This is a genomic window from Cohnella herbarum (assembly GCF_012849095.1).
In the GTDB taxonomy this organism is placed as follows: Bacteria; Bacillota; Bacilli; order Paenibacillales; family Paenibacillaceae; genus Cohnella; species Cohnella herbarum.
Window position 1 is genome coordinate 4,766,669 of record NZ_CP051680.1, and the last position, 26,071, is coordinate 4,792,739.

The 26,071-nt window shown below is 52.5% G+C and carries 30 protein-coding genes and 1 riboswitch; of the genes, 1 reads left to right on the plus strand and 29 read right to left on the minus strand.

Translation table 11 applies throughout. The features are described 5' to 3' along the window. Positions 1 to 188: 188 nt before the first annotated feature. The 23 genes from HH215_RS20350 to upp form a co-directional block, all read right to left on the minus strand. Positions 189 to 1,739 carry an NADH-quinone oxidoreductase subunit N gene (locus HH215_RS20350; protein ID WP_169281556.1) on the minus strand — a complete coding sequence of 517 codons (1,551 nt, stop codon included), beginning with the start codon at positions 1,737 to 1,739 and terminating at the stop codon, positions 189 to 191. Position 1,740: 1 nt separating this feature from the next. Next, positions 1,741 to 3,366 (minus strand): complex I subunit 4 family protein, encoded by a 1,626-nt coding sequence (locus tag HH215_RS20355; protein WP_169281557.1) that lies wholly within the window; start codon positions 3,364 to 3,366, stop codon positions 1,741 to 1,743. Further along, on the minus strand, positions 3,366 to 5,234 hold the full coding sequence (gene nuoL / locus HH215_RS20360) for an NADH-quinone oxidoreductase subunit L (RefSeq protein ID WP_169281558.1): 1,869 nt from the start codon (positions 5,232 to 5,234) through the stop codon (positions 3,366 to 3,368). Before nuoL ends, HH215_RS20355 begins: the two co-directional genes overlap by 1 nt. A 5-nt stretch (positions 5,235 to 5,239) precedes the next feature. After that, a complete protein-coding gene (nuoK, locus tag HH215_RS20365; protein ID WP_375140529.1) occupies positions 5,240 to 5,542 on the minus strand; it encodes an NADH-quinone oxidoreductase subunit NuoK in 303 nt (100 codons plus the stop codon). A 2-nt stretch (positions 5,543 to 5,544) separates the two neighbouring features. After that, positions 5,545 to 6,072, minus strand: coding sequence for an NADH-quinone oxidoreductase subunit J (locus HH215_RS20370; protein ID WP_169281560.1), 528 nt, complete (start codon positions 6,070 to 6,072; stop codon positions 5,545 to 5,547). 3 nt (positions 6,073 to 6,075) lie between these two features. Next, a complete protein-coding gene (nuoI, locus tag HH215_RS20375; protein ID WP_169281561.1) occupies positions 6,076 to 6,522 on the minus strand; it encodes an NADH-quinone oxidoreductase subunit NuoI in 447 nt (148 codons plus the stop codon). A 13-nt stretch (positions 6,523 to 6,535) separates the two neighbouring features. Beyond that, positions 6,536 to 7,543 (minus strand): NADH-quinone oxidoreductase subunit NuoH, encoded by a 1,008-nt coding sequence (gene nuoH / locus HH215_RS20380; RefSeq protein WP_169281562.1) that lies wholly within the window; start codon positions 7,541 to 7,543, stop codon positions 6,536 to 6,538. Continuing rightward, positions 7,543 to 8,643, minus strand: a complete 1,101-nt coding sequence (locus HH215_RS20385) for an NADH-quinone oxidoreductase subunit D (protein WP_169281563.1) — start codon at positions 8,641 to 8,643, stop codon at positions 7,543 to 7,545. The genes nuoH and HH215_RS20385 overlap by 1 nt, the downstream gene beginning before the upstream one ends. A gap of 6 nt (positions 8,644 to 8,649) precedes the next feature. Then, on the minus strand, positions 8,650 to 9,468 hold the full coding sequence (locus tag HH215_RS20390; protein ID WP_169281564.1) for an NADH-quinone oxidoreductase subunit C: 819 nt from the start codon (positions 9,466 to 9,468) through the stop codon (positions 8,650 to 8,652). Further along, positions 9,465 to 9,983 carry a NuoB/complex I 20 kDa subunit family protein gene (locus tag HH215_RS20395; protein ID WP_169281565.1) on the minus strand — a complete coding sequence of 173 codons (519 nt, stop codon included), beginning with the start codon at positions 9,981 to 9,983 and terminating at the stop codon, positions 9,465 to 9,467. Before HH215_RS20395 ends, HH215_RS20390 begins: the two co-directional genes overlap by 4 nt. Next, positions 9,968 to 10,339, minus strand: coding sequence for an NADH-quinone oxidoreductase subunit A (locus tag HH215_RS20400; RefSeq protein WP_169281566.1), 372 nt, complete (start codon positions 10,337 to 10,339; stop codon positions 9,968 to 9,970). Before HH215_RS20400 ends, HH215_RS20395 begins: the two co-directional genes overlap by 16 nt. A 280-nt stretch (positions 10,340 to 10,619) precedes the next feature. Then, entirely contained in the window at positions 10,620 to 11,021 is a 402-nt protein-coding gene (locus tag HH215_RS20405) for a F0F1 ATP synthase subunit epsilon (RefSeq protein WP_169281567.1), read from the minus strand. A 26-nt stretch (positions 11,022 to 11,047) separates the two neighbouring features. Then, on the minus strand, positions 11,048 to 12,466 hold the full coding sequence (atpD, locus tag HH215_RS20410) for a F0F1 ATP synthase subunit beta (protein ID WP_169281568.1): 1,419 nt from the start codon (positions 12,464 to 12,466) through the stop codon (positions 11,048 to 11,050). 67 nt (positions 12,467 to 12,533) lie between these two features. Continuing rightward, the gene (gene atpG, locus HH215_RS20415; RefSeq protein ID WP_169281569.1) at positions 12,534 to 13,394 is read right to left on the minus strand and encodes an ATP synthase F1 subunit gamma; all 861 of its coding nucleotides are present in this window, start codon (positions 13,392 to 13,394) and stop codon (positions 12,534 to 12,536) included. Positions 13,395 to 13,509: 115 nt separating this feature from the next. Next, a complete protein-coding gene (atpA, locus tag HH215_RS20420) occupies positions 13,510 to 15,024 on the minus strand; it encodes a F0F1 ATP synthase subunit alpha (protein WP_169284495.1) in 1,515 nt (504 codons plus the stop codon). Positions 15,025 to 15,069: 45 nt separating this feature from the next. Then, positions 15,070 to 15,618 (minus strand): F0F1 ATP synthase subunit delta, encoded by a 549-nt coding sequence (locus tag HH215_RS20425; protein WP_169281570.1) that lies wholly within the window; start codon positions 15,616 to 15,618, stop codon positions 15,070 to 15,072. Further along, on the minus strand, positions 15,615 to 16,100 hold the full coding sequence (atpF, locus tag HH215_RS20430) for a F0F1 ATP synthase subunit B (protein WP_169281571.1): 486 nt from the start codon (positions 16,098 to 16,100) through the stop codon (positions 15,615 to 15,617). Before atpF ends, HH215_RS20425 begins: the two co-directional genes overlap by 4 nt. Positions 16,101 to 16,210: 110 nt before the next feature. Then, complete coding sequence (gene atpE / locus HH215_RS20435) at positions 16,211 to 16,429, minus strand: F0F1 ATP synthase subunit C (protein ID WP_169281572.1); 219 nt, start codon at positions 16,427 to 16,429, stop codon at positions 16,211 to 16,213. Between the two features lie 39 nt (positions 16,430 to 16,468). After that, positions 16,469 to 17,236 (minus strand): F0F1 ATP synthase subunit A, encoded by a 768-nt coding sequence (gene atpB, locus HH215_RS20440; RefSeq protein WP_169281573.1) that lies wholly within the window; start codon positions 17,234 to 17,236, stop codon positions 16,469 to 16,471. 4 nt (positions 17,237 to 17,240) lie between these two features. Then, positions 17,241 to 17,648 carry an ATP synthase subunit I gene (locus HH215_RS20445; RefSeq protein ID WP_254450592.1) on the minus strand — a complete coding sequence of 136 codons (408 nt, stop codon included), beginning with the start codon at positions 17,646 to 17,648 and terminating at the stop codon, positions 17,241 to 17,243. Further along, positions 17,648 to 17,896, minus strand: coding sequence for an AtpZ/AtpI family protein (locus HH215_RS20450; protein WP_169281575.1), 249 nt, complete (start codon positions 17,894 to 17,896; stop codon positions 17,648 to 17,650). The genes HH215_RS20445 and HH215_RS20450 overlap by 1 nt, the downstream gene beginning before the upstream one ends. A gap of 292 nt (positions 17,897 to 18,188) precedes the next feature. Continuing rightward, entirely contained in the window at positions 18,189 to 19,328 is a 1,140-nt protein-coding gene (wecB, locus tag HH215_RS20455; RefSeq protein WP_169281576.1) for a non-hydrolyzing UDP-N-acetylglucosamine 2-epimerase, read from the minus strand. Positions 19,329 to 19,342: 14 nt separating this feature from the next. Beyond that, positions 19,343 to 19,972, minus strand: a complete 630-nt coding sequence (gene upp, locus HH215_RS20460) for a uracil phosphoribosyltransferase (protein WP_169281577.1) — start codon at positions 19,970 to 19,972, stop codon at positions 19,343 to 19,345. Positions 19,973 to 20,198: 226 nt separating this feature from the next. On the opposite strand from upp, the gene HH215_RS20465 reads away from it, so the two are divergent. Beyond that, positions 20,199 to 20,492 carry an LSm family protein gene (locus tag HH215_RS20465; protein WP_169281578.1) on the plus strand — a complete coding sequence of 98 codons (294 nt, stop codon included), beginning with the start codon at positions 20,199 to 20,201 and terminating at the stop codon, positions 20,490 to 20,492. A 75-nt stretch (positions 20,493 to 20,567) separates the two neighbouring features. Here the strand turns inward: HH215_RS20465 and glyA are convergent, their stop codons facing one another. The 6 genes from glyA to HH215_RS20495 all read right to left on the minus strand — a co-directional run bounded on the left by glyA (position 20,568) and on the right by HH215_RS20495 (position 25,952). Next, positions 20,568 to 21,815, minus strand: coding sequence for a serine hydroxymethyltransferase (gene glyA, locus HH215_RS20470; RefSeq protein ID WP_169284496.1), 1,248 nt, complete (start codon positions 21,813 to 21,815; stop codon positions 20,568 to 20,570). A 42-nt stretch (positions 21,816 to 21,857) separates the two neighbouring features. After that, entirely contained in the window at positions 21,858 to 22,466 is a 609-nt protein-coding gene (locus tag HH215_RS20475; protein ID WP_174887633.1) for a TIGR01440 family protein, read from the minus strand. 182 nt (positions 22,467 to 22,648) lie between these two features. Next, a riboswitch (ZMP/ZTP riboswitch) is annotated at positions 22,649 to 22,731 on the minus strand. A 94-nt stretch (positions 22,732 to 22,825) separates the two neighbouring features. Then, on the minus strand, positions 22,826 to 23,407 hold the full coding sequence (locus HH215_RS20480) for a low molecular weight protein arginine phosphatase (protein WP_169281580.1): 582 nt from the start codon (positions 23,405 to 23,407) through the stop codon (positions 22,826 to 22,828). 39 nt (positions 23,408 to 23,446) lie between these two features. Then, complete coding sequence (locus HH215_RS20485) at positions 23,447 to 24,007, minus strand: manganese efflux pump MntP (protein WP_169281581.1); 561 nt, start codon at positions 24,005 to 24,007, stop codon at positions 23,447 to 23,449. A 116-nt stretch (positions 24,008 to 24,123) separates the two neighbouring features. Continuing rightward, the gene (locus HH215_RS20490; protein WP_169281582.1) at positions 24,124 to 25,209 is read right to left on the minus strand and encodes an L-threonylcarbamoyladenylate synthase; all 1,086 of its coding nucleotides are present in this window, start codon (positions 25,207 to 25,209) and stop codon (positions 24,124 to 24,126) included. Positions 25,210 to 25,286: 77 nt separating this feature from the next. Beyond that, positions 25,287 to 25,952, minus strand: coding sequence for a stage II sporulation protein R (locus tag HH215_RS20495; RefSeq protein WP_169281583.1), 666 nt, complete (start codon positions 25,950 to 25,952; stop codon positions 25,287 to 25,289). Between the last annotated feature and the right edge of the window lie 119 nt (positions 25,953 to 26,071).

Sequence of the window (26,071 nt, forward strand, 5' to 3'; positions counted from 1 at the left end):
CATACGGCTATGCCTTCTGTATTAAAAGTTTCTATTTTCGACAGCGATTCCCTTCTTTCATCGGCAAAATCGGGTCTTTGGTCGCAATTCGTCGACATTTGGATACTCTTCATACAAAAGAAAAACTCCCAAGCCGTTCGACTTGAGAGCAAATCTCTTGAAGGTACATATCGATTAGTAGATTCCTGCTAACCGTTCAATAACAGCAACTCCGACGTTAGCGAGAAAACTTGGTCAATCCAATCCAGGATCGGCACCGGGAAAAACCCGAGTATTAGGGTCGCAATCGTACATAATCCGATTGAAATCGCCGATGGAGCACTCATTTTCAAGCCGGAATCAACCGTACCCGATCTCATATACATTTGACGAATAAGGGTGAAATAGACAGCGTATGAAATAACCGTCGTCACCAACAACACGGCACCTAGCCAATAAGTATGCGTCTGGATCGTACCGAACAGAATAAACAGCTTTCCGAAAAACCCGCCGGTTACCGGCAATCCAGCCAAGGAACACAGCAAGATCGTCATCGCAACGGCCGTCCAAGGCGCTCGATGATATAACCCGGCGAAACCCGATAAGGTCTCGTTCCCTGAATCTCTGGATACGATCGTAAGAACCGAGAATGCCCCTACGTTCATGAAGGCATATGCGACCAGGAAGTACAGGAACTCGGAAAATAATGACGCGTGCATTTCCGTTAAGTTAATCGCAATCGGCGTCAGGAGAATACCGGCATTAGCCACGCCCGAAAGCGCGAGCAACCTTTTGACGTTGCGCTGCCTTAATGCTCCGACCGTGCCTACGATCATTGCGGCCGCGGCTAAGACGGCCAACGCGATGAATACGTCTTTCTTCAACATGCTGCTTGCGGCCGATGTCATGAAAGCCGTATTCATGAAGATTCGGTACAGCATAGCGAATGCCGCTCCCTTGGCAACGATCGCCAAGAATGCCGTTACCGGCGTCGGCGCGCCTTGATATACGTCCGCAGCCCAAGCGTGGAACGGGGCCAACGCCAATTTGACTGCAAATCCGGCAATCATCAGGAAAAATCCGATATAGAGCAACGCTTCCGCGTTTTCAACGGCAGAGTCTAGTCCTTGAGCGATTGCGACAACATTCGTTCCGCCTGTTAATCCATACAGAAACGACATTCCGTAAAGAATGAAAGCAGATGCGACTCCTCCCGTAACAACGTACTTAAACGCCGCTTCGCTGGATAGTTTGCTTTTCTTCCTCGTAGCGACCAAGATGTACGTCGTAATACTGAGAAGCTCTAAGCCTACGAAAAGAGTAATGAGATCGCCGGATGACGACATGACCATAGCGCCTAAAACAGCCGGCAACATAAGGTAGTAGAGCTCGCCTTTAATGGGAACATCCTCGTCCCTCACCGTACCGAGCGAAGAGAAAACGATAAAGGCGGATGCGCCCAAGAAAATGAGTTTCAACAGGTTTCCGAAATCGTCTACCCGATAGCTGCCCGCCAGCAAATTGTAGGATGTCGCGGCGCTATCCGAAGCATCTCCGTCTCCAAGCGACAATAGCAGAAGAACGACGAACACGGCGGCGATTACGATTCCGAGTAACGTCAGCCACCCGATAATGTCCCTATTGATCCTCTTGGGAAGCAACAAGTCCAGGATAACAAGCAGAAAAGCGAAACCCGACAAAACGATCTCAGGGGCCAGGTACCACGTATCGCTCCACGATAAAGTCTGCAAAGCTTCCATGTTATCCCCCCATCCTCGTCTGAATTTGTTCTAGCAGTCCGTTAAATCCATGCTGCATGAGATCCGTCAACAGGGATGGGTATACGCCGAGCAAGATGATGAGCGCCGATAAAGTGATCATTGGCAATGCTTCTACGAACCGCGCATCCTTCATCCCGTCGAATCGTTCCGGCATTGGACCGTAAGTGATGCTCAGAATGCTGCGTAGTACATAAATCGCGGCGAACAAAATACCGAGCACTCCGATGGCCGTCAAAATTTTCATCGAACCGAACAAACCAAGGAACGATAAAAATTCGCCTACGAAACCGGATAACCCCGGCAAGCCTAATGATGCTAGACCGGCTAGCAACAGGATACCCGACATGAACGGAACGGCTTTGGCTAATCCGCCCAGATCGCCCAGTTGCGTCGAATTCGTGCGCTCGTATAGGCTTCCTACGACAAGGAACAGCAACGCGGAGATCAATCCGTGCGAGACCGATTGGTAGATCGCGCCTTGTAAGCCCACTTCTTCGAGCGAAGCGATCCCTAGCAGGACGATTCCCATGTGGCTTATGCTCGAGTAAGCGAGCACAAGCTTGAATTCCTTCTGCACGCACGCCAGTATGGCTCCGTAGAGGATGTTAATTACCCCGAGAACCGCGAGCACGGTCGTCCATGAATGCACTTGATCGGGGAACAAGAATACCGCGAAACGGATCAGTCCGTATACGCCCATTTTCAGCAAAATACCTGAGTGGATCATTACGATAGCCGGTGGAGCCTCGGTATGAACCCGCAGCATCCACGTATGGAATGGGAATATCGGCACTTTGATTCCGAACGCGACAAGCAGCAGTAAAAATGCCGCCCATCTGGCGTTGTCCGATAAGAAAATACCCAAGTATCTGGCTTGATCTGTATCCAAATTAGCCATGGCGTTCGTATCAGACAAATTGCTTAGCAGAACGTCATAATTTCCGCTAAACAGAATATTAGAACCGTCGACGGCACTGAAGCCAAGCGTGGTAATTAAGATCAGGAATGATAGCAACATCGCTGCTGAACCTAGCCCATTATAGATCAGAAAACGAGTAGCTGCTTTCTCTCTCCCGTAATAACCCCATATCCCGATCAGGAAGAACATCGGAATCAGCGTGACCTCGAAGAAGATGAAGAAAAGAATCAGGTCCCGAGCTAGGAAAACGCCGTATATTCCGGTCAACAACAGTAAAAACAGGGCATAATAGGTTTTCCGACGTTTACGAATGTGCACTGAGGCTAGTACCGCCATCGTAGACACGACACCCGTAAGCAAGAGAAGAGGCATCGAAATGCCGTCAACAGCCAAGTGATAATCAAATTCCAGCTTAAACGAATGGATAGCACCTTGAAAAGTGATATTCAGCACTTCCATATTAAGCGGAACCGAGAGCCATGTGACATGTTCCGTATATTCTCCGCCGCCGGCTGCAGGTTGATAAACGGCAAACAACCATAGAACCAATGCAAGCGGGATTACAGTAAACACGATTGCCGCTATGCGTAACCAGTTGCTACGAGCGCTAGGTAACAGCAATACGATAAGCGCCCCGAGTAACGGCGTCAACGCGATAAGCGAAAGCACCGGCAGGTTATCCAGCATTACCAGAACCTCCTTCCGGCGATCGCGACGATCAGAATCACGATTCCGATCAATGCCGTGAGAGCGTAGGTTTGAACTTGACCGCTCTGTAATCTCGAATTCAGCCGTCCGAGAGCCGAAACGGAATAACCCGACAAGCGAACGACCCCGTCAACGACATATTCGTCGAACAGATCTAACGCTTTGCCTAAACTTTGTAAAGGTTTGACGAATAACCATTGATATAACTCGTCGATATAATATTTTCGTTCGAGAACGGTAACCAATCCAGGTACTTTCGAGGAAACGACATCTCGGCGTATCGTTCCCTTAACGTACATAAGCCAGCCGATATAGATTCCCAACAGACCGACGGCCGCGGATACCACCATGACTAATCCGCTAACGTGATGCTCAGCCTCGTCACCAAGCAACCATTGTCCGAACCAGCCATTAAACGGCGTCTCGACGAAACCCGCCACGGTAGCCAACACGGCCAGAATGATGAGCGGGATGGTCATGACGGCTGGCGATTCCTTGGCATGCTGTCCTTCCCTCGGTTTCCCGACGAATACGAGGAAGAACAATCTCGCCATATACAACGCGGTGAAGAATGCGGCAATCGCTCCTACGATGAATAGCAACGGTTCTTTATCCAGCGCGGCAGTCAGTATCGCGTCTTTCGACCAGAAGCCCGAGAACGGCGGTATACCGGATAACGCTAGCGCGCCTAATCCGAATGTCCAAGCCGTTATTTTCATTTTGCCGCCTAGACCGCCCATCTCTCGGATGTCCTGCGTATGTACGCTGTGGATGACGCTTCCGGCTCCCAAAAACAGCAATGCTTTGAAGAACGCGTGCGTGAACAGGTGGAACATCGCACCCGTTACGGAGCCTACTCCAAGAGCAAGCATCATGTAGCCCAACTGACTCACGGTCGAATAGGCTAAAATTCTCTTAATATCGTTCTGCGCCAAACCGATCGTTGCGGCGAAAATCGCCGTGAACGCGCCTATGATCGCAACGGTAGTCATCGCCACCTGAGAGGCTTCGAAAATATCGAACGTTCGAGCGACGAGGAACACGCCGGCCGCAACCATCGTCGCCGCATGGATCAAGGCGCTGATCGGCGTCGGGCCTTCCATGGCGTCTGGTAACCAGACATGCAACGGGAACTGACCGGATTTACCGACGGCCCCTAGGAAAATAAGCAGGGCGATCAGCGTCGTTATTCCCGTAGAGATGACGCCGGCTTGCGTATCGAATACATTGTGGATCGTCGTGAAGTCGAGCGCATGACCGGGCATGTACCAGAATAGTAGCAGCAATGCGATCAATAACCCTAGATCCCCGATGCGCGTCACGATAAAAGCTTTCTTTGCCGCGGCTTTCGCCTCCGGCTTCTGATACCAGAACCCGACGAGCAGGAACGAACATACGCCGACCAATTCCCAGAAAATATAGAACGTCAGCAGATTGTCGGACAGAACCAACGCCAGCATGGAACTCGTGAATAAGGCCACGTAAGCAAAGAAGGTCGAAATTCTCTCGTCGTTCTTCATGTAGCCTTGGGAGTACAGATTCACGAGAAACCCTACCAGCGTCACGATCACGAGCATCAACGTGGATAGGTTCGTCACCTCGAACCCCGCGCTAAGCTTCAAAGTTCCGATCTCGATCCATGTAAATTGGTTGCTATAATCCGCGGCATTCCCGGATAATCGTTCGGCCGCAATGCATAGCGATAGCACTAAGGAAGCAAAGGTAGCAATCGTGCCGATCCATGCTCCCGTTTTCTTCAAACCTTTGCCCATTGCCGTCAGTATCGCGAAAGCGGCGAACGGAAACACCGGGACGAGCCAGGCGTATTGCGCAAAGAAGGTGCTCATGGAAGTTACCTCCTCAACTCGTCGAATTCGTCCACGTTCACCGTTACGCGGCTACGGTAAAGCACGATCAACACCGCAATGCCGACCGCGGCTTCCGCAGCGGCGACCGAAATGGAGAACAGAGAGAAAATGTGACCCGCTAGCGAAGGGTTGACCCCGTACTTGGAGAAAGCGATCAGGTTGAGGTTAACCGCATTGAGCATCAATTCTATCGACAAGAGTACGATAATGGCGTTTCTCTTCGTTAACACGCCGTAAAGCCCGACGCAGAACAGAACGGCAGCAAGCGTTAAGTACGAGGATAACATGCTCATTGCGAGCCCTCCTCCTCTCGCTTCGCCAGCGCGATCGCACCGATAAAGGCTACCGTCAGAAGAACGGAGATCAGTTCGAACGGAATCGCGTATTGCGTGAAGAGAAGCTTTCCGATCTCAAAAGTGTTATCTTCCGCGAAAGCAGCCGCTTCCGTTGGGAAATTCGCGTTGCGAATCCCGTAGAACAGAATACCGAACAAGCAAATACAACCGATCGCGGCCAGCGTTTCCAATAGCGGTCGCGCCGGTTCCTGTCCCTCGCCGTCGTGTTTGGTCATCATAATTCCGAAGATCATCAGAATCGTAATCGCGCCAACGTACAGCAGCACCTGCACGAATGCGATAAACTCGGCTTCCAGAAGCACGTAAAGACCGGCTATGGAAATAAAAGTGAAAGCAATCGAAAGCGTCGTATGGACGACTTTCGTAAAATTAATCGCAAGCACGGCTCCGACGATCGCGCACACCGATAACACGAAAAAGGCTACGAATTCGCCAGTGAACTCAATGTTAAAGTTAAACACCGTTTATTTGGCGCCTCCTTTCGGAGAGCCTATGTTATTGTTGTCTTCGCGAATGTTCAGATTGTTCTCGTACAGCCATTGTTTGTCTTTGTACAAGTCATCGCGACTGTATGCGGCAAGTTCGAAGTTGTTCGTCATCACGATCGCTTCCGTCGGACAAACTTCCGTGCATAGATCGCACAGGATGCAAATCTCGAAGTTCACGTCGAACGTGTCGATGACCTTGCCCTTTTTCTCGGGATCCGGATTTGCCTTGCCCGTTAACGTAATACAGTCCGTCGGACAAATCCGAGCGCATTGATTGCACACGATGCACTTATCCGGTTCGAAATATTGAATCCCGCGAAACCTGTCCGGCATCTCGATCGGAACGTCGGGATACGCGAGCGTCACCTTCTTGGTACCCATCGTTTTCAGCGTTACTCCGAGCCCTTTGAGCATTCCTTTCATGGCGTCAGCCTCCTTATCCCATCAATTCAATCCCTAGCGCCGTCAAGAAAATATTAAGAATCGCAAGCGGCAGCAATACCTTCCAAGCCAAGCCCATCAATTGATCGACGCGAAGCCTTGGGAACGTCGCCCTGATCCAAAACAACGAGAAGACGATGACCGCGAACTTGAGGAAAAACCATATGAGTCCCGGAATGAAATCCAGCTGCGGGATCGGCGGATGCCATCCGCCAAGGAACAATATCGTCGTTAAGCTGGCAATCGCATACACGTAGATGTACTCCGTTAGCATGAAGAACGCGAAGCGAAATCCGCTATATTCGACATGGTATCCCGCGACGAGCTCCGATTCGGCCTCCGGCAAATCGAACGGGGTCCGGTTAAGCTCCGATACCGCCGCGATCAGGAAAATCCCGAACCCGAGAATCTGCGGCAAGAAATTCCAATGCCAGAAATATCCGCTCTGGGCAATGACGATCTCTCTTAAATTCAAGCTTCCCGTCATCATCACCACGCCGACGACGGACATAACGAGCGGGACCTCGTAGCTGATCATCTGGGCAGCAGAGCGCATACCGCCTAAGAGGGAATATTTGTTGTTGGAAGCCCAGCCGGCCATGACGATCGCGATCGTCGTAATCCCCGACAGGGCGATATAATAGAGGAAACCTACGTTAAGATCGGCAAACTGTAAATCCATCGTGTAAGGAATGAATGCCAGCACCGCAAAAGAGGGCACGAACGCCAGCGCGGGCGCGAGAATAAACAATCCTCTGTCCGCCTTCTTGGGAATCGTATCTTCCTTGAGCAGAAGCTTGGAGACGTCGGCTACCGTTTGCAACAAGCCAAGAGGCCCCGTACGGTTCGGTCCTTTGCGGTATTGCATCCAACCGATAAATTTACGTTCGAAGTAAATCGCATAGGTGACGAAAAAGATGACGACGATTAGAACGCCGATCGCCGCCGCGGCGAAAATCCCGGCATTGCCCCAGCTTAAAGGTTCATCCCAGAAGCGCTGCATTAGCAGTCTACCTCCCCGAGCACGATATCTATCCCGCCGAGAATCGTAACCAAGTTCGTCATGCTCTCCCCGACGAGCAGCTTGGGCAGGATTTGCAGGTTAACGAACGATGGACGACGGAATTTGAGCCGGTAAGGCTCTGCCTTGCCCTTGGAAACAATATGGCAACCGATCTCGCCGCGAGGCGATTCGATTCTCACATAGATCTCACCGGCCGGCGGTCGGATGACGCGCGGCACTTTGCCCATCGTCTCGCCTTCGCCCGGAAACTGCTCCAGTGCCTGCTCAAGAATACGCAAGCTTTGGGTAATCTCCGCCATACGGATTTCATATCGATCGAAGCAATCCCCGTTCTTGCCGACCGGCACGTCGAACTGGAAGCGATCGTACAAGCTGTACGGCTCGGCTTTGCGCAGATCCCACTGGACGCCGGTACAGCGCAAGTTCGCTCCGGATAGTCCGTAATCGATCGCCGTTTGCGCGTCATACTGCCCGATTCCTTTAATCCGCGACAGGAAAATTTCGTTCCCGCTAACCAGATTATGATATTCGTCCAAACGATTGTACATATCTTTGACGAACGTTCTGACGCGATCGATCCATCCGTCCGGGGCATCCCATTTCACTCCGCCGACACGCATGTAGTTGTACGTCAATCTTGCCCCGCATAACTCGTTAAACAAGCCCAGTATACGCTCCCGGTCGCTGAAGGCATATAAGAACGGACTTAAAGCACCAATATCGAGCAAATAAGTTCCCCACCACACCAGATGGCTCGCAACCCGTTGCATTTCCATGACAATTAGGCGCATGAATTCCGCGCGTTCCGGAATTTCCAGCCCCATCATCTTCTCCACCGCATGGCAGAGCACATAATTGTTCGTCATGGCAGAAACATAGTCCATACGATCGGTATAAGGAATGATTTGCGTAAAATTCAGGTTTTCCGCGAGTTTCTCCGTGCCTCTGTGCAAATAACCCATGACAGGCGTAGCTTCCGTTATCACTTCTCCGTCGATTTTGACGATAATCCGAAACACGCCGTGCGTGCTAGGATGCTGTGGACCAACGTTGAGCAGCAGCTCTTCAGTACGAATCACGCGTGCTTACACCTCCGGGTCAAGCGGAACGTAGTCTTTGCGTAGCGGATGTCCAACCCAATCATCGGGCATCATGATGCGTCTAAGATCTGGATGCCCGGGAAATTCGATCCCTAACAGATCGTAAACTTCCCTTTCGTTCCAATTCGCCGTCTCCCAGATCGGAGTTACGGAGTCGATGCTCGGTTGCTCCCGATCACTGCGAACTTTAAGGCAATAAGTCTCGCGGCGATCCATGTTCAATGGATAGTAGACGACTTCCATGTAAGTCTCATAGTCTACGCCGGACAAATTACGTAAATAACCGCAATTCATCTCCTCATGGCTTCGGAATAATTGCGCGGCTTTCAGCCAATGTTCGTTCTTAACGACGATTGTAGGAAGGTGGTCGTTCGCTTCGTTAATGTAAGCTTCCTCCACGGCATCCTCGGATACTAACTCTCGCAACAGCGCCACGACGCGATCCAAACGCGGTTGGCTCGGGGACGGCGGCTTGGGCGACTGCTCCTCTTCGGAGCTTCCCCCTTCGCCATCCGCGGCTTTCGCCGCCGCTCTGCCTTCCGTCCCCGCTTGCGCGGCTTGGGCGGCGGCTTGCGCAGCTGCCGCCTTGGCGGCCTCTCGCGCTTCCAAAGCGGCTTTCCGGCGCGCGGCTTTCTCCTCGTCCGTCTCGACCCTGCGAGCCGGCGGAGGCGCTGGCGCCTCATCCGCGGCGCTAGGAGCAGGCTCCTTAGGTGCCGCGGCTTCCGAAGCGGTATCCTTCGACTCCGCGGCAGGATCAGCCGATGCCGGCGTTCCTTCCGGCTCCCGGTTGTTCTCTTCGCTCATCGGCTAATCACCTGCTTCCCGGTTTTCGCCTCGTACCTGATTTTCTCTTGAAGCTTGTTAATTCCATAGATAAGCGCAGCCGGATTGGGCGGGCATCCCGGAATATACACGTCGACCGGCACGATCTGGTCGACTCCCTTAATGACGGAATAAGACTTCACGTACGGGCCTCCGGCCGTTGCGCAGGATCCCATCGCGATTACCCATTTCGGTTCGGGCATTTGATCGTACAGCCGTTTAAGCAGCGGTCCCATCTTCTTCGTTACCGTTCCGGAAACGATCATGACGTCCGCTTGTCTTGGCGACGTTCGGAACATGACTCCGAACCGGTCCAGGTCGTAATGCGCGCCACCTGCCGCCATCATTTCGATCGCGCAGCAAGCTAACCCGAAGGTCAACGGCCATAACGAGTTGCTTCGCGCCCAGCCTTTCAGTTGATCGACGGTGCCAAAGAATACGTTGCGCTCCACTTCTTTCCGATCTTCCGGCGATACGTTCGCTAAATCGAATTCCATTTCAGCACCTTCTTCCTCCAAGCGTACACAAGTCCGATAAGCAGCAGTCCGGCGAATATGACCATCTCGACCAAAGCAAATAGACCAAGCTTGTTGTAAGCTACGGCCCAAGGGTAAAGAAACACGGTTTCCACATCAAAAATAACGAACATTAGCGCGTACAGGTAGTACCGAACGTTAAAGCGGATCTGGCTGTCTCCTACCGGCTCGTTGCCGCTCTCGTACGTCGTCTGCTTCTCTTCCGTCGGTTTCTTGGGACGAAGTACGGAGCCCAACCACAATACGAAAATCGGAAATACGATGCCTAAGATGAGGAAGACGGTAACAATGACGTATGAATTGATGTATTTCTCCACTTCAACGCCTCCGCAAACTGGTAAATTTACTTCATAATTATAGCAAATGCTCCCATTCTAGTCCACGAAAATAGCGTTTTCATTGGAAACTCATCAGATTTGCTTATAAGTATTATAAGGTGCATTGTCCGCACAAAGACCATCAAGCAGCGAAATGAACGCGACTTTTACTCGTAATCCGTTCGTCTTAGCCGATCTTCCGGGGATATGTCTATATTTTCATAACAAAAAATCGCGCTCTCCAGATTCAAGATCCAGAAGAGCGCGATGATTTCGCGAATTACTTTTCTCCGGCTGTTTCCAACCGGCTGATAGCGCGTTGCAACGCCAATTCCGCACGCTGCGCGCTAATATCCGCTTGTTTCTGCGCTAGACGGCGTTCCGCGCGTTCCTTAGCCAAGCGAGCACGGGACACATCGATGTCCGAGCCCATCTCGGCGGCTTCAGCGAGAATAACCACTTTGTCTTTGCGCACTTCCATAAATCCGCCGTGAACGGCAATGAACTCGTTCGTATTGCCGATCTTGGCTTTAACCGGAGCAACCTTCAATGGAGTTACCAATGGAATGTGATGAGGCAGGATACCCAGCTCACCGCCAACTCCTTTGACGACGACCATGTTCACGTCTTTCTCGTAAACTTTTCGCTCCGGAGTTACGATCTCCAACCGTAAGGTACTCATATCGTTCCCTCCAAACCGGCGGCTGATTAAACCGCAGCAGCGAGTTTCTTCGCTTTCTCGATCGCTTCCTCGATAATGCCGACATTATGGAAAGCCGGTTCCGGAAGATCGTCATGTTTCCCCTCGAGGATCTCCTTAAAGCTACGGATCGTTTCTTTAATAGGAGCGTAAACGCCCGGAATCCCGTTGAACGCCTCTGCAACGTGCAAAGGTTGGGACAGGAACAATTGCAGGCGACGAGCGCGGTGAACGACTTGTTTGTCTTCCTCCGACAGCTCATCCATACCTAGAATCGCGATAATATCTTGAAGTTCTTTATATTTCTGAAGGACTTTCTTCACGCCTTGAGCAACGTTGTAATGCTCGTCGCCGACGACTTCCGGAGCAAGAATCCGGGAAGAGGAAGCAAGCGGATCAACCGCAGGGAAGATACCCATCGCAGCGATGTTCCGGTCCAAGTTCGTTGTCGCGTCAAGATGCGCGAACGCGGTAGCCGGAGCTGGATCGGTATAGTCATCCGCAGGAACGTAGATCGCTTGAATAGACGTTACGGAACCTTTTTTCGTGGAAGTGATACGCTCTTGCAGTTGACCCATCTCGGTAGCCAGCGTAGGCTGGTAACCTACCGCGGAAGGCATACGTCCGAGCAATGCGGAAACCTCGGAACCCGCTTGCGTGAAGCGGAAGATGTTGTCGACGAACAGAAGAACGTCTTTGCCTTCTTGATCGCGGAAATATTCCGCCATCGTCAGACCCGTCAAGGCAACGCGCATACGCGCGCCCGGAGGCTCGTTCATTTGACCGAATACCATCGCGAGCTTCGCGATAACGCCGGATTCCGTCATCTCATGGTACAAGTCGTTTCCTTCGCGAGTACGCTCGCCTACGCCGGCGAATACGGAAATACCGCCATGCTCGGAAGCGATGTTGTGAATGAGCTCTTGCATGAGAACCGTTTTACCTACGCCCGCGCCGCCGAACAGTCCGATCTTACCGCCTTTGGTGTAAGGAGCTAGCAGATCAACGACTTTAATTCCCGTCTCCAGCATTTCCGTCTGGGTCGTGAGTTCTTCGAACAGCGGAGCCGCGCGGTGAATCGGGTTTACGTGCGTGCGATCCACTTCGCCTTTACCGTCGATCGAATCGCCCAATACGTTAAACACGCGACCGAGCGTCGCAGGTCCAACCGGGATCGTAATCGGAATGCCGAGGTCAACCGCTTCCGTGCCTCTTACGAGACCGTCCGTGGAGGACATCGCTACCGCGCGTACCAGGTTGTCGCCAAGATGCTGCGCGACTTCAACCGTAAGGCTGATGTCGCGACCGCCGGCGTTTTCCGCTTTTGCTTCAATTTTGATCGCATTGAGTATGTCAGGCAGATGGCCGTGGTCGAATTCGATATCGACGACCGGTCCCAGTACCTGAACAACGCGCCCTTTGCTCATGGTTTTACCTCCTGAAGTGCAATTAAACTCTCTCCCCGTCGGGGCTTGAGATCAACCGTCACAAATTTTATTGCTGTGCGTTCGCTCCGCCGACGATTTCCGCGATTTCTTGAGTGATAGCCGCTTGCCGCGCACGGTTGTACGTGAGCGTCAAATCCGCGATCATCTTCGTCGCGTTTTTCGTTGCGTTGCCCATTGCCGTCATCCGTGCTCCGAATTCGCTGGCTTTGCCCTCGAGTAACGCGCTGAACACAAGTGTCTCGGCGTATTTCGGCAATAACACGTTGAGCACTTCTTCTGCGGAAGGCTCGTATTCGTAATCCGCTTTGTTGCTTCCGGCTTGGATTTCTCCTAACGGAAGTATCCGCTTGAGCGTTGGCTCTTGCGAGATCGCGTTGTGAAATTTGTTATACGCCAGATAAAGTTCATCGTACTTGCCGGATTCGAAGCCTTTGACCGCTTTAGCCGCGATGTCTTTAATATCCGAGAACTTCGGAGAATCGGACAGACCCGTTACTTCCTCGACAAGCGGAATATCCCGGCGTGCGAAGAAATCGCGTCCTTTGCGTCCAAGAACGAACACGGCATACTCGTCCGGCGATTGGTGGTTCTCCTTGATCGTCTGCAGCACTTTACGGAGGATGTTGGCGTTATAACCTCCGGCAAGTCCACGATCCGAGGTAATGACCAAGTACGCCGTTCTTTTGATCGGACGGCTCAGCAACATCGGATGTTTGCTGCCGCCTGCCGCGGAAGCGATACTGGATACGACCTCTTTCATCTTATCCGTATACGGACGAGCCGCTAGCGCAGCTTCTTGAGCTCTTCTAAGCTTAGAAGCCGCGACCATTTCCATCGCCTTGGTGATTTGTTTCGTGTTCTGCTTGCTTCGAATCGAGCGCTTAATTTCGCGCATCCCTTTAGCCAATCGTTTCACCACCTTATTGCCAGGCTTGCTTGGGGCAAACCCGGCTCAAGCTTAATGTTCCGTTCAGTGCAAAGCAAATCATCGGTTTCGTCGTCCTAGGACGACGGTATTCGGCTTATGCCGTTACGGCAAAGCCTTTCTTAAACGCAGCGATCGCATCGATAAGAGCTTTGTCCGTTTCCGGAGTCAAGTCTTTCGTTTCGCGGATCGAGCTGAAAATTGCCGGATGGTTCGCTTCCACGTAAGCCAAGAACTCCCCTTCGAAACGGCGAACGTCTTGAACAGGAATCGTATCGACGTGTCCTTTGGTTACGATGTACAAGGAAACGACTTGACGCTCAACCGCAAGCGGTTGGTTAACGCCTTGTTTAAGAATTTCAAGCGTGCGGATACCGCGATCCAGACGCGATTTCGTTACTTTATCCAGATCGGAACCGAATTGCGCGAACGCAGCCAGTTCGCGATATTGAGCAAGGTCGGTTTTAAGAGTACCCGCAACCTTTTTCATCGCTTTGATCTGAGCGGAGCTACCTACCCGGGATACGGAAATACCGACGTTAACCGCCGGACGTTGTCCGGAGTAGAACAGATCCGATTCAAGGAAGATTTGACCGTCCGTAATCGAGATAACGTTGGTCGGAATATAAGCGGAGACGTCGCCCGCTTGCGTCTCGATGAACGGCAACGCGGTCATGGAACCTGCGCCCTTCTCATCGCTCAACTTAGCGGAACGCTCTAATAGACGGGAGTGTAGATAGAATACATCGCCCGGATAAGCTTCGCGGCCCGGAGGACGACGGAGCAACAAGGAAAGCTCGCGATATGCGGCGGCTTGCTTGGTCAAATCATCATAGATGATCAGAACGTGCTTGCCGTTATACATGAAGTGCTCGCCCATCGAACAGCCCGTATAAGGCGCAAGATACAAGAGCGGAGCAGGTTCGGATGCGCTTGCGGTTACGACGATCGTGTAATCGAGAGCGCCGTGTTTGCGAAGAGTTTCAACAACGCCGCGGACGGTCGATTGTTTTTGTCCGATTGCAACGTAGATACAAATAACTCCGTTGCCTTTTTGGTTAACGATCGTATCGATCGCGATCGTCGTTTTACCGGTTTGGCGGTCGCCGATGATCAATTCCCGTTGGCCGCGACCTACTGGAATCATAGCATCGATTGCTTTAATACCGGTTTGCATAGGCTCGTGAACCGATTTACGGTCCATAACGCCCGGAGCCGGAGATTCAACCGGACGAGTTGCCGTCGTGTTGATCGGGCCATTGCCGTCAACCGGTTGTCCGAGCGAGTTCACGACGCGTCCGAGCAATTGTTCGCCGACCGGAACTTCCATGATACGGCCGGTTCTTTTTACTTGATCGCCTTCGCGGATACCTTTGAAAGGTCCCATGATAACGACACCGACGTTATCCTCTTCCAAGTTGAGGGCCATGCCCACGACTCCGTTGGAAAACTCGAGCAATTCCCCCGCCATACATTTTTCCAAGCCATGCACGAGCGCGATTCCGTCACCGACCTGGATGACGGTGCCTACGTCAACGACTTGAATATCGGATTGATACTGCTCGATTTGTTGCTTAATCAGAGTGCTGATTTCTTCGGGCTTAATACTCAATTCGTTCACCCCTGTCTCCATTGCTTGCTAATGGTTTTGTTAAAATTAAATCGCTACCGATTGCAGCGCCTTATCTAAACGTTCAAGCTTGCCTTTGAGGCTTCCGTCGTACAGCGTGTCGCCGATGCGAACGGTAAGTCCGCCCAACAATTCCGGGTTTACGGTATTCGTCACCCTTATCGTTTTACCCAATAACGCTCCGAACTTCTCGGCCAGCTTAGACTTCTCGTCTTCGCTTAACGGCTTCGAAGAGGTAACGTGCGCATCCGATCTTCCCAGAACGTCGCCCGCCACTTGCTTGTATGCCGCCAGCACGGCTGCCAGTTCGCCTTCGCGTCCGCGCTCGATCAGCAAGCCGACCAAGTTAAGGACGATCGGGGAAGCTTCTGCTCCGAATGCTTGGACAAGCGTTTGTTTCTTCGTATCCAACGTGATGTTGGGAGCCGTAAGGAACGCGCGAAATTCCGCATTTCCTTCTACGACTTTAACGATCAAATCCAATTGCAGTTCGGTTTCCGCCACGAGACCCTTTTGCTGAGCCAATTGGAACAGCGCTTTGGCATACCGCTTCGCTACTACCGTGCCGCGGCTCATGACTTATTCCCTACGTCTTGCAGATATTGATCAACGAGTTGCTTCTGGGATTGCTCGTCAACTTGTTTCTCGATGATTTTGGAAGCGATCAGGACGGACAGGCCGCTTACCTGAGCTTTCAATGCCGCTACCGCTTTGTTCTTCTCGGCTTCGATCTCGCGTACCGCCTCTTCTTTGATGCGGTTCGATTCGTTGCGCGCGGATTGAACGATTTCGTCCGATTGTCTGGAACCCGTCGTTCTAGCTTGCTCGATGATATCGTGAGCTTCTTTGCGAGCTAATTGTAAAGCTTGTTTTTGTTCTTCGATCAGCTTTTCAGCCTCTGAACGGTTGTTTTGCGCGTTCTCCATTTGTTCCTGTACGAGCTGACGGCGTTTTTCCATAACTCCGAACAACGGTTTGAACGCGAAGCGCGACAAGAGCCAGAACAGAATGGCAAAAGCTACTAATTGGATGAAAAAATTGGACCAAGTAATTGTCACCGATCTACACTCCTTTCACACGGCTCGATTCAAGCTACGTGCATTAACTGCAAAAGGAAGGCGTGGAGGCTAGTCCGACTCCGCGCCTTACGTTTCATTAAAATTGATTCTTACGCAGACCACATGAATGCAAGAACGAGGGAGATGATCGGCATAGCCTCAACGAGACCTACCCCGATAAACGCAGTCGCGGTAAGCGTACCGCGAAGCTCCGGCTGACGGGAAATACCTTCTACCGTTTTGCTGAAGATCAAACCGTTACCAATACCTGCTCCAAGTGCACCAAGACCGAATACAAGACCTGCGCCAATCAATCCATAAACTTCCATTGTGTAAATCCTCCTCGAAAAATTGGGTTTTGTTTAATATTAGTGATCTTCTTCATGAACGATGGACTGCGAAATGTAAACCATAGTCAGCATCGTGAATACAAACGCTTGAATCGAACCTACGAAAATACTGAATCCTTGCCATACAATCATCGCCGGAATACCGATCCAGCTCATTCCAAGGATAACGCCTATCATAACCTCTCCGGCAAAAATATTACCGAATAGCCGCAAACCGAGCGTCAAAGGCTTGGACACGATCTCGATCAAGTGAATCGGTAGGAACACTAGATTCGGATTGTGCGTGTAGTGCTTTAGGTAATGCTTCGTGTTGTGCCGCAGCCCTTGAACATGCGATAGAACGATGACGATCAACGCCAGCGCCATTGTCATGGCGGCATCGGCTGTCGGCGATTTCCACCACGCCCAAGCCAAATGTTCATGCTCGCCCTTCACGATTAACTCCTGACCGAAGATGGTCGGGATATGGTTGCCATGCGCTTCCGTGATGATACTGAATGGAAGACCGAGCATGTTGGAAACGAAGATGTACAGGATAAGCGTCAAGCCAAGCGCGAGATACGGTCTACCCTTCTTTAAATCCATGTTCTGGCCGATGATCCCTTGAACGAATTCAACGACCCATTCCAAGAAGTTCTGCAACTTCCCGGGGTTCTCGACCGATAGATTGCGTACGGCTAAGCGGGCGAGAATAAACACGACAAGACTCGAAATTACGACCATCATAATAGCGGCTACGTCGAACTCTATTCCGCCGATCTCGATAAGAGGCACTAAATGTTCCATATTGTCATTTTTCACCCCTTTCGTCAGTGGACTGTCTCTTCTGAAGACGGCGAATGGCGAACAAACCCAGTAACAGTGTCACCAACGGTAAGGCTAATATTCCTGCCGCCGTCGCGGGAAGATTAAAATCCATCACCCTCACGGAAACTATGGCGGCAGCTACTCCGATGGCTGCGCGGGACACGAAACCGAATCCCATCCTGCTCTTGTATCCGGCGGCGGCATGATTGCCGATGCGCGTCGCTTTCCAAGCCAGATGATAAGAGCTTAGCAAACCGCCGATCACGCCGATCATGAATCCGCCGAAGATCGGCTTGGAATCCGGCCATACGGCCCAACCAATGCAGCCAATGGACAAAAAAAAGAAAGTAATGCGCGTAGTACGTCTAAGCAAAGCAGGCAAATCGTCCATCACGGTCTTCTAGCCCCCGTATATTTCCGGATCAGCGCCACGGCCGACCCAATACCGGCTACCAGTCCGACCACCACTCCGGTTAAATACCCATAGCTAGTGCCATTCCGGTCATCGTACACCGTCCCCAGCCACCAGCCGAGTCCGATGCAAACCGCAAGCTCCACACCCAAACCCGTTACAAGGCCGGCGGCCTTCCAAGGATTCTCGTCTTGAGGCAATTCAGGCTTACGTGGAGATTCCGTCATGGATTTGTCGCTCCTTTGACGCTGCATGGGCAGTAAAAAGCAAGTACGTAAGCCCTTTCTTCCCATGTTTCACGATATATTGTATCGTTCGGCGACAGCGTTTGTCAATTGATCGAAAATCAAACTTTATGTGAACATCGCATTTGAAAATCCATATCTATCAAGTGTTCCCGGACTTCCAAACCATACAGTTGCACTGTACGCTGTACGTTTTTTCCCGATTCCCATGGCAAGTATTTCCGACTTGACCTGTAGGACTTCAATCCATTTCCATTACTTGCTTCTCAGATGTCTAGCGTTGGAACGAATCCGGACGCTCCCCGCGACCGAAATGATGGAGAATCGAGGCCACGATTCGTTTCGAAGCTCGTCCGTCCCCATAAGGGTTAGCGGCTTGACTCATCCGGGCGTATAGCTCTCTATCGGTTAATAGAGCGCGCGTACGATCGTAGACGTCTTTCTCTTCCGTTCCGACAAGCTCCAGCGTCCCCGCTTCGATGCCTTCCGGTCGCTCCGTCGTATCCCGCAGAACGAGAACCGGCACTCCGTAAGACGGCGCTTCCTCCTGAAGTCCTCCGGAGTCGGTCAGAATAAGATGGGTATGCGGATAAAAATTATGAAGTTCTACGACGTCAAGCGGTTCGATCAGCTTAATGCGCGGATGATTGCCGAGAATTTCCTGAGCAGGCTCGCGTACGGCCGGGCTTAAATGCACCGGATAGACGATGGCGATATCTTCGAACTCGTCGGCGATCCGCTTCACCGCGCGGAAGATCTGCCGGTGCGGCTCCCCCTGCGATTCTCTGCGATGCGCGGTCATGAGGACGAGTTTCCTTCCGGCCGCCCATTCCAGTACCGGGTGGGCAAAATCCGATTTGACCGTATATTGAAACACGTCGGTCACCGTATTGCCGGTAATGTAGATTTGTTCTTCGCTTTTGTTTTCTTTGCGCAGATTGTCCGCCGACCAATCCGTCGGAGCGAAATGCAAATCCGCAAGCACGCCCGTCAATTGGCGGTTCATCTCTTCCGGGTACGGAGATAACTTATTCCAAGTACGCAAGCCCGCTTCGACGTGCCCCACCTTGATTTGTTGCATGAAGGAAGCATAGCTCGCCAGGAACGTCGTCAACGTATCCCCGTGAACGAGCACCAAATCCGGCTTCGCCTCTCTTAATACCGGTTCGAGCCCTTGAAGGACGCGAATGGAAATATCGTTCAGCGTCTGGCTCGCCTGCATGACGTCAAGATCGTAATCGGGCTTGATGTCGAACACTTCCAACACCTGATCGAGCATCTGCCGATGCTGGGCGGTCACGCACACGAGCGGTTCGATCTGATCCGGATATTTCTGCAATTCCAGAATTAACGGGGCCATCTTGATCGCTTCTGGACGAACTCCGAATATCGTCATTACTTTGATTTTGCTCACGTCGGTTTCCCCCCTTATTTCGTTCCGTATAGACGGTCTCCGGCGTCACCGAGACCCGGGACGATATAACCGTGATCGTTTAACTTCTCATCTAGCGCCGCTAGATAAATATCGATATCGGGATGCCGCTCTTGTACCGCTTTGACGCCTTCCGGAGCCGCGATTAGGCACATCAGCTTCGTCGGTCTGCACCCTTTGTTCTTCAGCATGTCGAGCGCCGCATTCGCCGAACCTCCGGTCGCGAGCATCGGATCGATGACGATCAATTCCCGCTCGGCAACGTCCGAAGGCAAGCTGCAATAATATTCGACCGGCTGCAGCGTTTCGTGGTCGCGGTACAAGCCGATATGTCCGACCTTAGCCGAAGGAATGATTTTCAACACGCCGTCCACCATGCCGAGTCCCGCGCGAAGAATCGGAATTAGTCCCATCATTCTCCCCGCGATGACTTTCCCCTCGGCGCTTTGAACGGGCGTCTCTACGCGAACGGTGGATAGCGGAACATCCCTCGTTATTTCATATGCCATAAGCATGGCCACTTCGTCGACCAGCTCACGGAATTGCTTTGTATTTGTCAGTTTGTCACGGATAAAAGTGACTTTGTGTTGGATCAACGGATGATCGCAAATGACGAGACGTCCCATAATGTTCTACCCTTTCTTATACGAACCGACTGCGTCGAAATCCGTTCGCCGGCCGTTCTCCTATGTATGTTGCCCGTACATTATATCATTGTCTCCGAATAGGTGCATAACATCCGTAAGAACTCGCTCGAAATTCGTCGAAGCGTCCCGATCGGCCGCTTCGTTTCAGTAACCTTATGATAGGCGCATGCATAGCTTGAATTAGATATCCCTAGGAGGAATGCCAATGCAGGCCCGCGCGACCGACAATCCCGCGCAAGTGTACAAAGCGGATAACCAATGGTCCGAGCAAGTGCGCCAAACCCGGAAGAAGCTCGCCGGCATATGCGGACAATGCATGAACCGCAACGTGCGCGTGCAAACGATAGACGGCCATACGTATGAGGGGGTCGTAGTCGGATCCGATCAATCCTATCTGCATATTATGACGAGCGACGTACGGTTTTTCGGCCCCTACGCTTCCAATGCCATCCTTACCCTGGTTTTGTACGAGTTGCTTGTTATTACTTTGCTCATCTAATAACAAGCGGTCAGCTCGACATGCAAAAAAACCGGAAACCCAGCATCGGGTTTCCGGTTTTGAATTATCCTTATCTTAATAGCCTAGCGTCGGGTACAAAGGATACTTCGCCGTAAGATCGGCTACGATGCCGCGAGCTTTCTCGAGCGTCGCTTCGTCTTTCGTGTTCTTGAGCGTCAACGCGATGACTTGAGCGATGGTCTTCATCGCGTCCGGCCCCATGCCGCGGGTCGTGATCGCCGGCGTTCCGATGCGGATACCGCTCGTGATGAACGGGCTGGTCGGATCGAACGGAATCGCGTTCTTGTTCACCGTGATCGCTACGGAATCGAGCACGTGCTCGGCTTCTTTGCCCGTAATGTTCAGGTTGCGCGTGTCGATCAGCATTAGGTGATTGTCCGTACCGCCGGATACGATGTTCAAGCCTTCGGAGACAAGCGCCTCGGCCAGAGCTTTCGCGTTTACGACCACGTTACGCGCGTACTCCTTGAACGAAGGCTGGAGAGCTTCGCCGAGGGCTACCGCTTTAGCGGCGATGATATGCATAAGCGGACCGCCTTGCGTGCCCGGGAATACGGCTTTATCGATCGCCGCCGCCCACGGTTGACGGCAAAGGATCATACCGCCGCGAGGACCGCGAAGGGTTTTGTGCGTTGTCGTCGTGACGAAATGCGCGTGCGGTACCGGGCTCGGATGTTCTCCGCCGGCAACGAGACCCGCGATATGGGCCATGTCTACCATGAACAGCGCGCCCACGTCGTTGGCGATTTGTCCCATTTTCTCGAAATCGATCGTGCGCGGATACGCGGACGCGCCCGCAACGATCAAGCGAGGACGGTGTTTGAACGCGGCTTTGCGAACTTCATCGTAATCGATCGTGAACGTTTGATCGTTCACTCCGTAGGCTACGAAGTTGTAAAGCAAACCGGAGGCGTTCGCGGGGTTACCGTGCGTTAAGTGGCCGCCGTGCGCAAGGTTCATGCCGAGCACGGTATCGCCCGGCTTCAGAACGGCAAGATAAACGGCAAGGTTCGCTTGCGCGCCGGAGTGCGGCTGCACGTTGGCATGCTCGGCGCCGAACAATTCCTTGGCGCGGTCGCGGGCGATTTGCTCGGGAATATCCACGTATTCGCATCCGCCGTAATAGCGTTTGCCCGGATAACCTTCCGCGTATTTGTTCGTCAGCACGGTGCCCATTGTTTCCAGTACCGCTTCGCTTACGATATTCTCGGATGCGATCAGTTCGATGTTATCTTGCTGGCGTTTCAATTCCAAATTAAGGGCTTTGACGATCTCAGGGTCTTGTTTGCGCAAATTTTCCAACATAGTCGTAAATCCTCCCAAGGTTTTATAATAAATTTCTGATTACTCGCACGTTGTCGTTGAAGAATCGTTCGGCGAAGCGTTCGCTTGATCCTCGCGCACCGTTGAATAGACGGCGCGCGCTCCGCCGATTAATCTCGGACGAGTCGTCGCCATATTGACTCTCGCTTGCCCGATCGAACGGATCGCCGGCCTTAAAGGTATCGCGACCGGTCGAAGATGCATCCCGATCAGCGTTTCGCCGATGTCGATGCCGGCATGGACCTGTACGGCTTCGACAAGGCAAGGCTCGTCGAGCTGACGATAGGCATGTGCGGCCATCGAGCCCCCGGCTTTCGGAACGGGAATCGCCGATACCTCGACCCAGCCTTGCGCTTCCGCAATGCCGCGTTCGGTTACTAGCGCCCGATTCAGATGCTCGCAGCATTGCCAGACGACGTGGAACCCGAAGCGATTCCGGACCCGCTGTACGCCATCATAGATTTGCTCGGCCACGCTCTCGGCGCCGGAGGAACCGATTCGATGGCCTTGGACTTCGCTCGTGCTCGCTCCCACCACAATGACGTGACCGGGACGCACTCCGCCCGTCTGTACCAATTCGACCAGCAGTTGCTCGACTTGATCGGTGATGGACCGAGAATCCTGTGCCATGGCATGACCTCCCAACATCTCGAAGTACCTCTGAAGACATTATAGGTATTATACCTGAATTGAAGATACTCAAACAGGTCGGCCTATCTGCCGCGAGAGAGATTTCGTCGAATGATCGCCTCCGCTCCTAGTATATTACGAGCGATTAAAGACAAAAAAGAGCAGACGTGCTCTCGCACGTTGCTCTTTGCCCAGGCGACCGGCCGTCATTCCGATGCTCCACCGTGGTATGCTCCACTTGTCGTCGCCAGTTACATCGGAACCTTGAAGTTGTAGTTTTATTTTACACGAACCTCGTACCAAAAATCAATCATCGACTTTAAATAGAGGGCCCAATGATCTCCCTGCTCGATCGGCGATTAAGGCTCCCTGTCCCATTTATCGACCAACGTCATCAGTACGTCTTCGATCTCGTCGGCGCACTGCTCGTATAACGACAAAGGCCCGCCGAACGGATCCGCGATATCGAATCCCGGAATACGGCGTTGCAGTTCGAACAATCTCTCTCGCTCCTCGGGCGTCAAATTCTGACCCAACGCTTGTCTTACTTGCCATTCCGAATACAATCTCTCGGCTTCAGCTACATCGTCCATGATGGGATCTCCGCGCAGTGCATATTCCTTCAACGTGTAAGTTTTGGATAACGCTTCGGGAAACCGTTCCAGAATCGCCCTTTTATGCCCGGCCGTCATCGTTAAGATGAGATTCGCCCATAACACCTCGTTCGCGGTTAACACGGTAGACGATCCCGGCAACGCCAAGTTTCTTTTCCTCAAAGTTGCGGCCGCGTGAGCGGAAATCGGCAATCCTTCGGCCGTGGCAACGCCCGCCGAACGGATTTCGAGAGGTTTCCCGCTGCGGGCGGCTAAATCCCTGAGCATCGCTTCGGCCATCGGGCTTCGGCAAGTATTACCCGTACATACGATCAAAACGCGGTTCATTTGCTTTCCCCCCGTATTTCTGGATAGATTCTATCTCGCTTATATTAGAAATAATAGCCCAAAAGCGAATAAAATGACACCGCCAAGCGCTTCTCCATATCCTCCCAAGGCACGGCTTGCGCGTCTCCCCAACATTAAACCCGATACGCTCATAAGTCCTCCGAAAAATCCGAACATCAGAACGGTGAGCAGAACGTGCGTGGAAAACATCCCAAGCGATATTCCGACGGAGAAGGAGTCGATGCTAACGCTAAAAGAAAATACGAGCATCCCCCATATGGTGCGATGATCGATCGAATCCACGGCCTCCCCGCGAAGAGAGCTATATACCATATGCCCTCCAAGCAGCAAAAGCAGCGCCCCTGCCACGGAAGTCGCGATTCCGCCGAGCAAGCCGCTCACGTATTGTCCCGTTATCATCCCGCCGAGAGGCATCAGCACATGAAAGATGGCGATAATCGTGCTTAGTTTCAAAATATCGTAAAGCCGTACGCCTTTCAAGCCGATCCCGACTCCCAGAGAAAATGCATCCATGCCCAGGGCGACCGCCATGACGAGAATGGTTAGCAATTGCCCGGCTGACGCGGACGCGTCGAACATAGGTTGTCCCTCCCCCGCGCAACCTCATTCGTTATGCTAGCTTAACGATGGTTGCCGTCTTGTCCTCTTCCAACATATGCGGAGGAGAAGACGAACATGCAAGGGGATAACGGCGGTTACAGGATCGTTAGTTCGTTGCCACCCGCGGCTTTGCGCAAACGGTTCATAAGAGCGGCGCCGATGCCGGCTTCGGAATAACCTTCGGCGACGATGAAATTCAGGCCGCGCTCGTCGCATTCCCGTAATAATGCGTACAAGGATTGCGCCGCTTGGCTGGGTTCGTTGCGGGAGCCGCAATCGAACACCGCTTCGGCCCGATAACGGGATGCGTTCTCCGAGCAGGCTAGAACGGCTACTCGAAGGCCGAGCTTCGTCGCTTCGTCGGCTTTCTCTTGGACGATCGACAACTGCTTTTCTTGAGGCCCCGTAACGAGCAGCATTTCGCCTTTAGGCGCATAATGCGTATATTTCACTCCCGGAGAGCGGGGAGCATGTTCGTCATCGGCACCGTTATCCGAACCAATCTCTTCGGGCGATTTTTCCACCGGCTTCAAGACGTCCGCTAGCGACCCTACCGCGGATATCAACTGCTCTCTCGTAATGCCGCCCGGCCGAAGAATATGAACTTTACCGTCCAGCACCCGAACGACAGTCGATTCTAACCCTACTCCGGTAGCTCCTCCGTCCAGCACTCCGTCGATTCGTCCGTCCAGATCTTCCAAGACGTGCCGCGCTTGCGTCGGGCTTGGACGGCCGGAGCGATTAGCGCTTGGCGCCGCGATCGGGCAACCCGACTTCTCGATGAGCGCTCTCGCGAGTTCATGCGCGGGAACCCGAACGGCTACCGTATCCAACCCTGCCGTAACGAGAGGGGAGACGGCTCCCGGTCGGACGGGAAGCACCAACGTCAGCGGCCCCGGCCAGAAGGCTTGGGCCAATGCTTCTTCCACTTCGCTAAGCCTATCCGTCAGCTCGTATACGTCTTCGCTTCGCGCCAGATGCACGATAAGCGGATTGTCCGACGGCCGGCCTTTGGCCGCGAAAATCCGTTCCACCGCTTCCGTGCTCCGCGCATCCCCTCCGAGCCCATAAACGGTCTCCGTCGGGAAAGCAATGACGCCGCCAGCGGCAAGCGCCGCGGCGGCTTCTATTATTCCGGCCCGCGTTTGCTCGGCGGGCCAATATATCGTCTTTAGCTTCATGTCGCGTCCATCCTCATCGGTTGCCTTGGCAGGCAAAGCAACTGTCCTGTCTCATATCCGCTATTATAGCACAGCGTTTACGAGAACAAGGAGGCGATGAACGCGAACAGCTTCCGAAGGACTTCCCACAAGAAAAACTTCGCCTTCGGCTCTTCCGCATCCGAGTCTCCGTTCGCCGCCTTGCCAGCGGTCGCTTCTGCGGCTCCGGACGCCTTGTCGTCGCTCGCGGTCGCTGCCGTCAAGCATAGCGGCGGAAACAATACGCACCACCAATTTCTTCCTTCGCCTTTGCCTAAAGTAATTCGCAGCGCTTCGTAATCGCCCGCCGAGTATTCGGATCCTTTGAATGTTTTTTCCGGAAAAGGAACCTTTGCTAAAACAACCTTCCCGCCGTATGACACTCCGGCTTCCTTCAAACTATCGTTCACCATCCGCTGGATTCGCGGCAAATTTTTGTTGATTAAATCTCTCGCTTCGTCGTGGGTCGATGGCATCGCGCCCCAAGATTCGATGAACGTTGCCACTTCGTCCCTCACGTTATTTTTAACGGATTGATCCGAATCTTTATCGGAATTGGCGATAATGCGAATGCGAATCGCGTCTTCGGGAATCGCGTCGCCCGAACTGGCCGATGCCAACTGTGCGACAATTCCGGTCAAGCATAGGAAAAGTGCAACTAAAATAATAATTAATTTACTGGCTTGACGGAAAAAAGTGGAATAGGAATGATGGCTAATACGCATAGATTCTCGCTCCTTGGAGCACCCGTCGGTGCAGCGCTATGCGTTCCGGAACGTCTTAGCCATCATTATGTCCGGATTTGAACTCTATAAACCTACCAAGGGATTTTTTTCAAGATTAA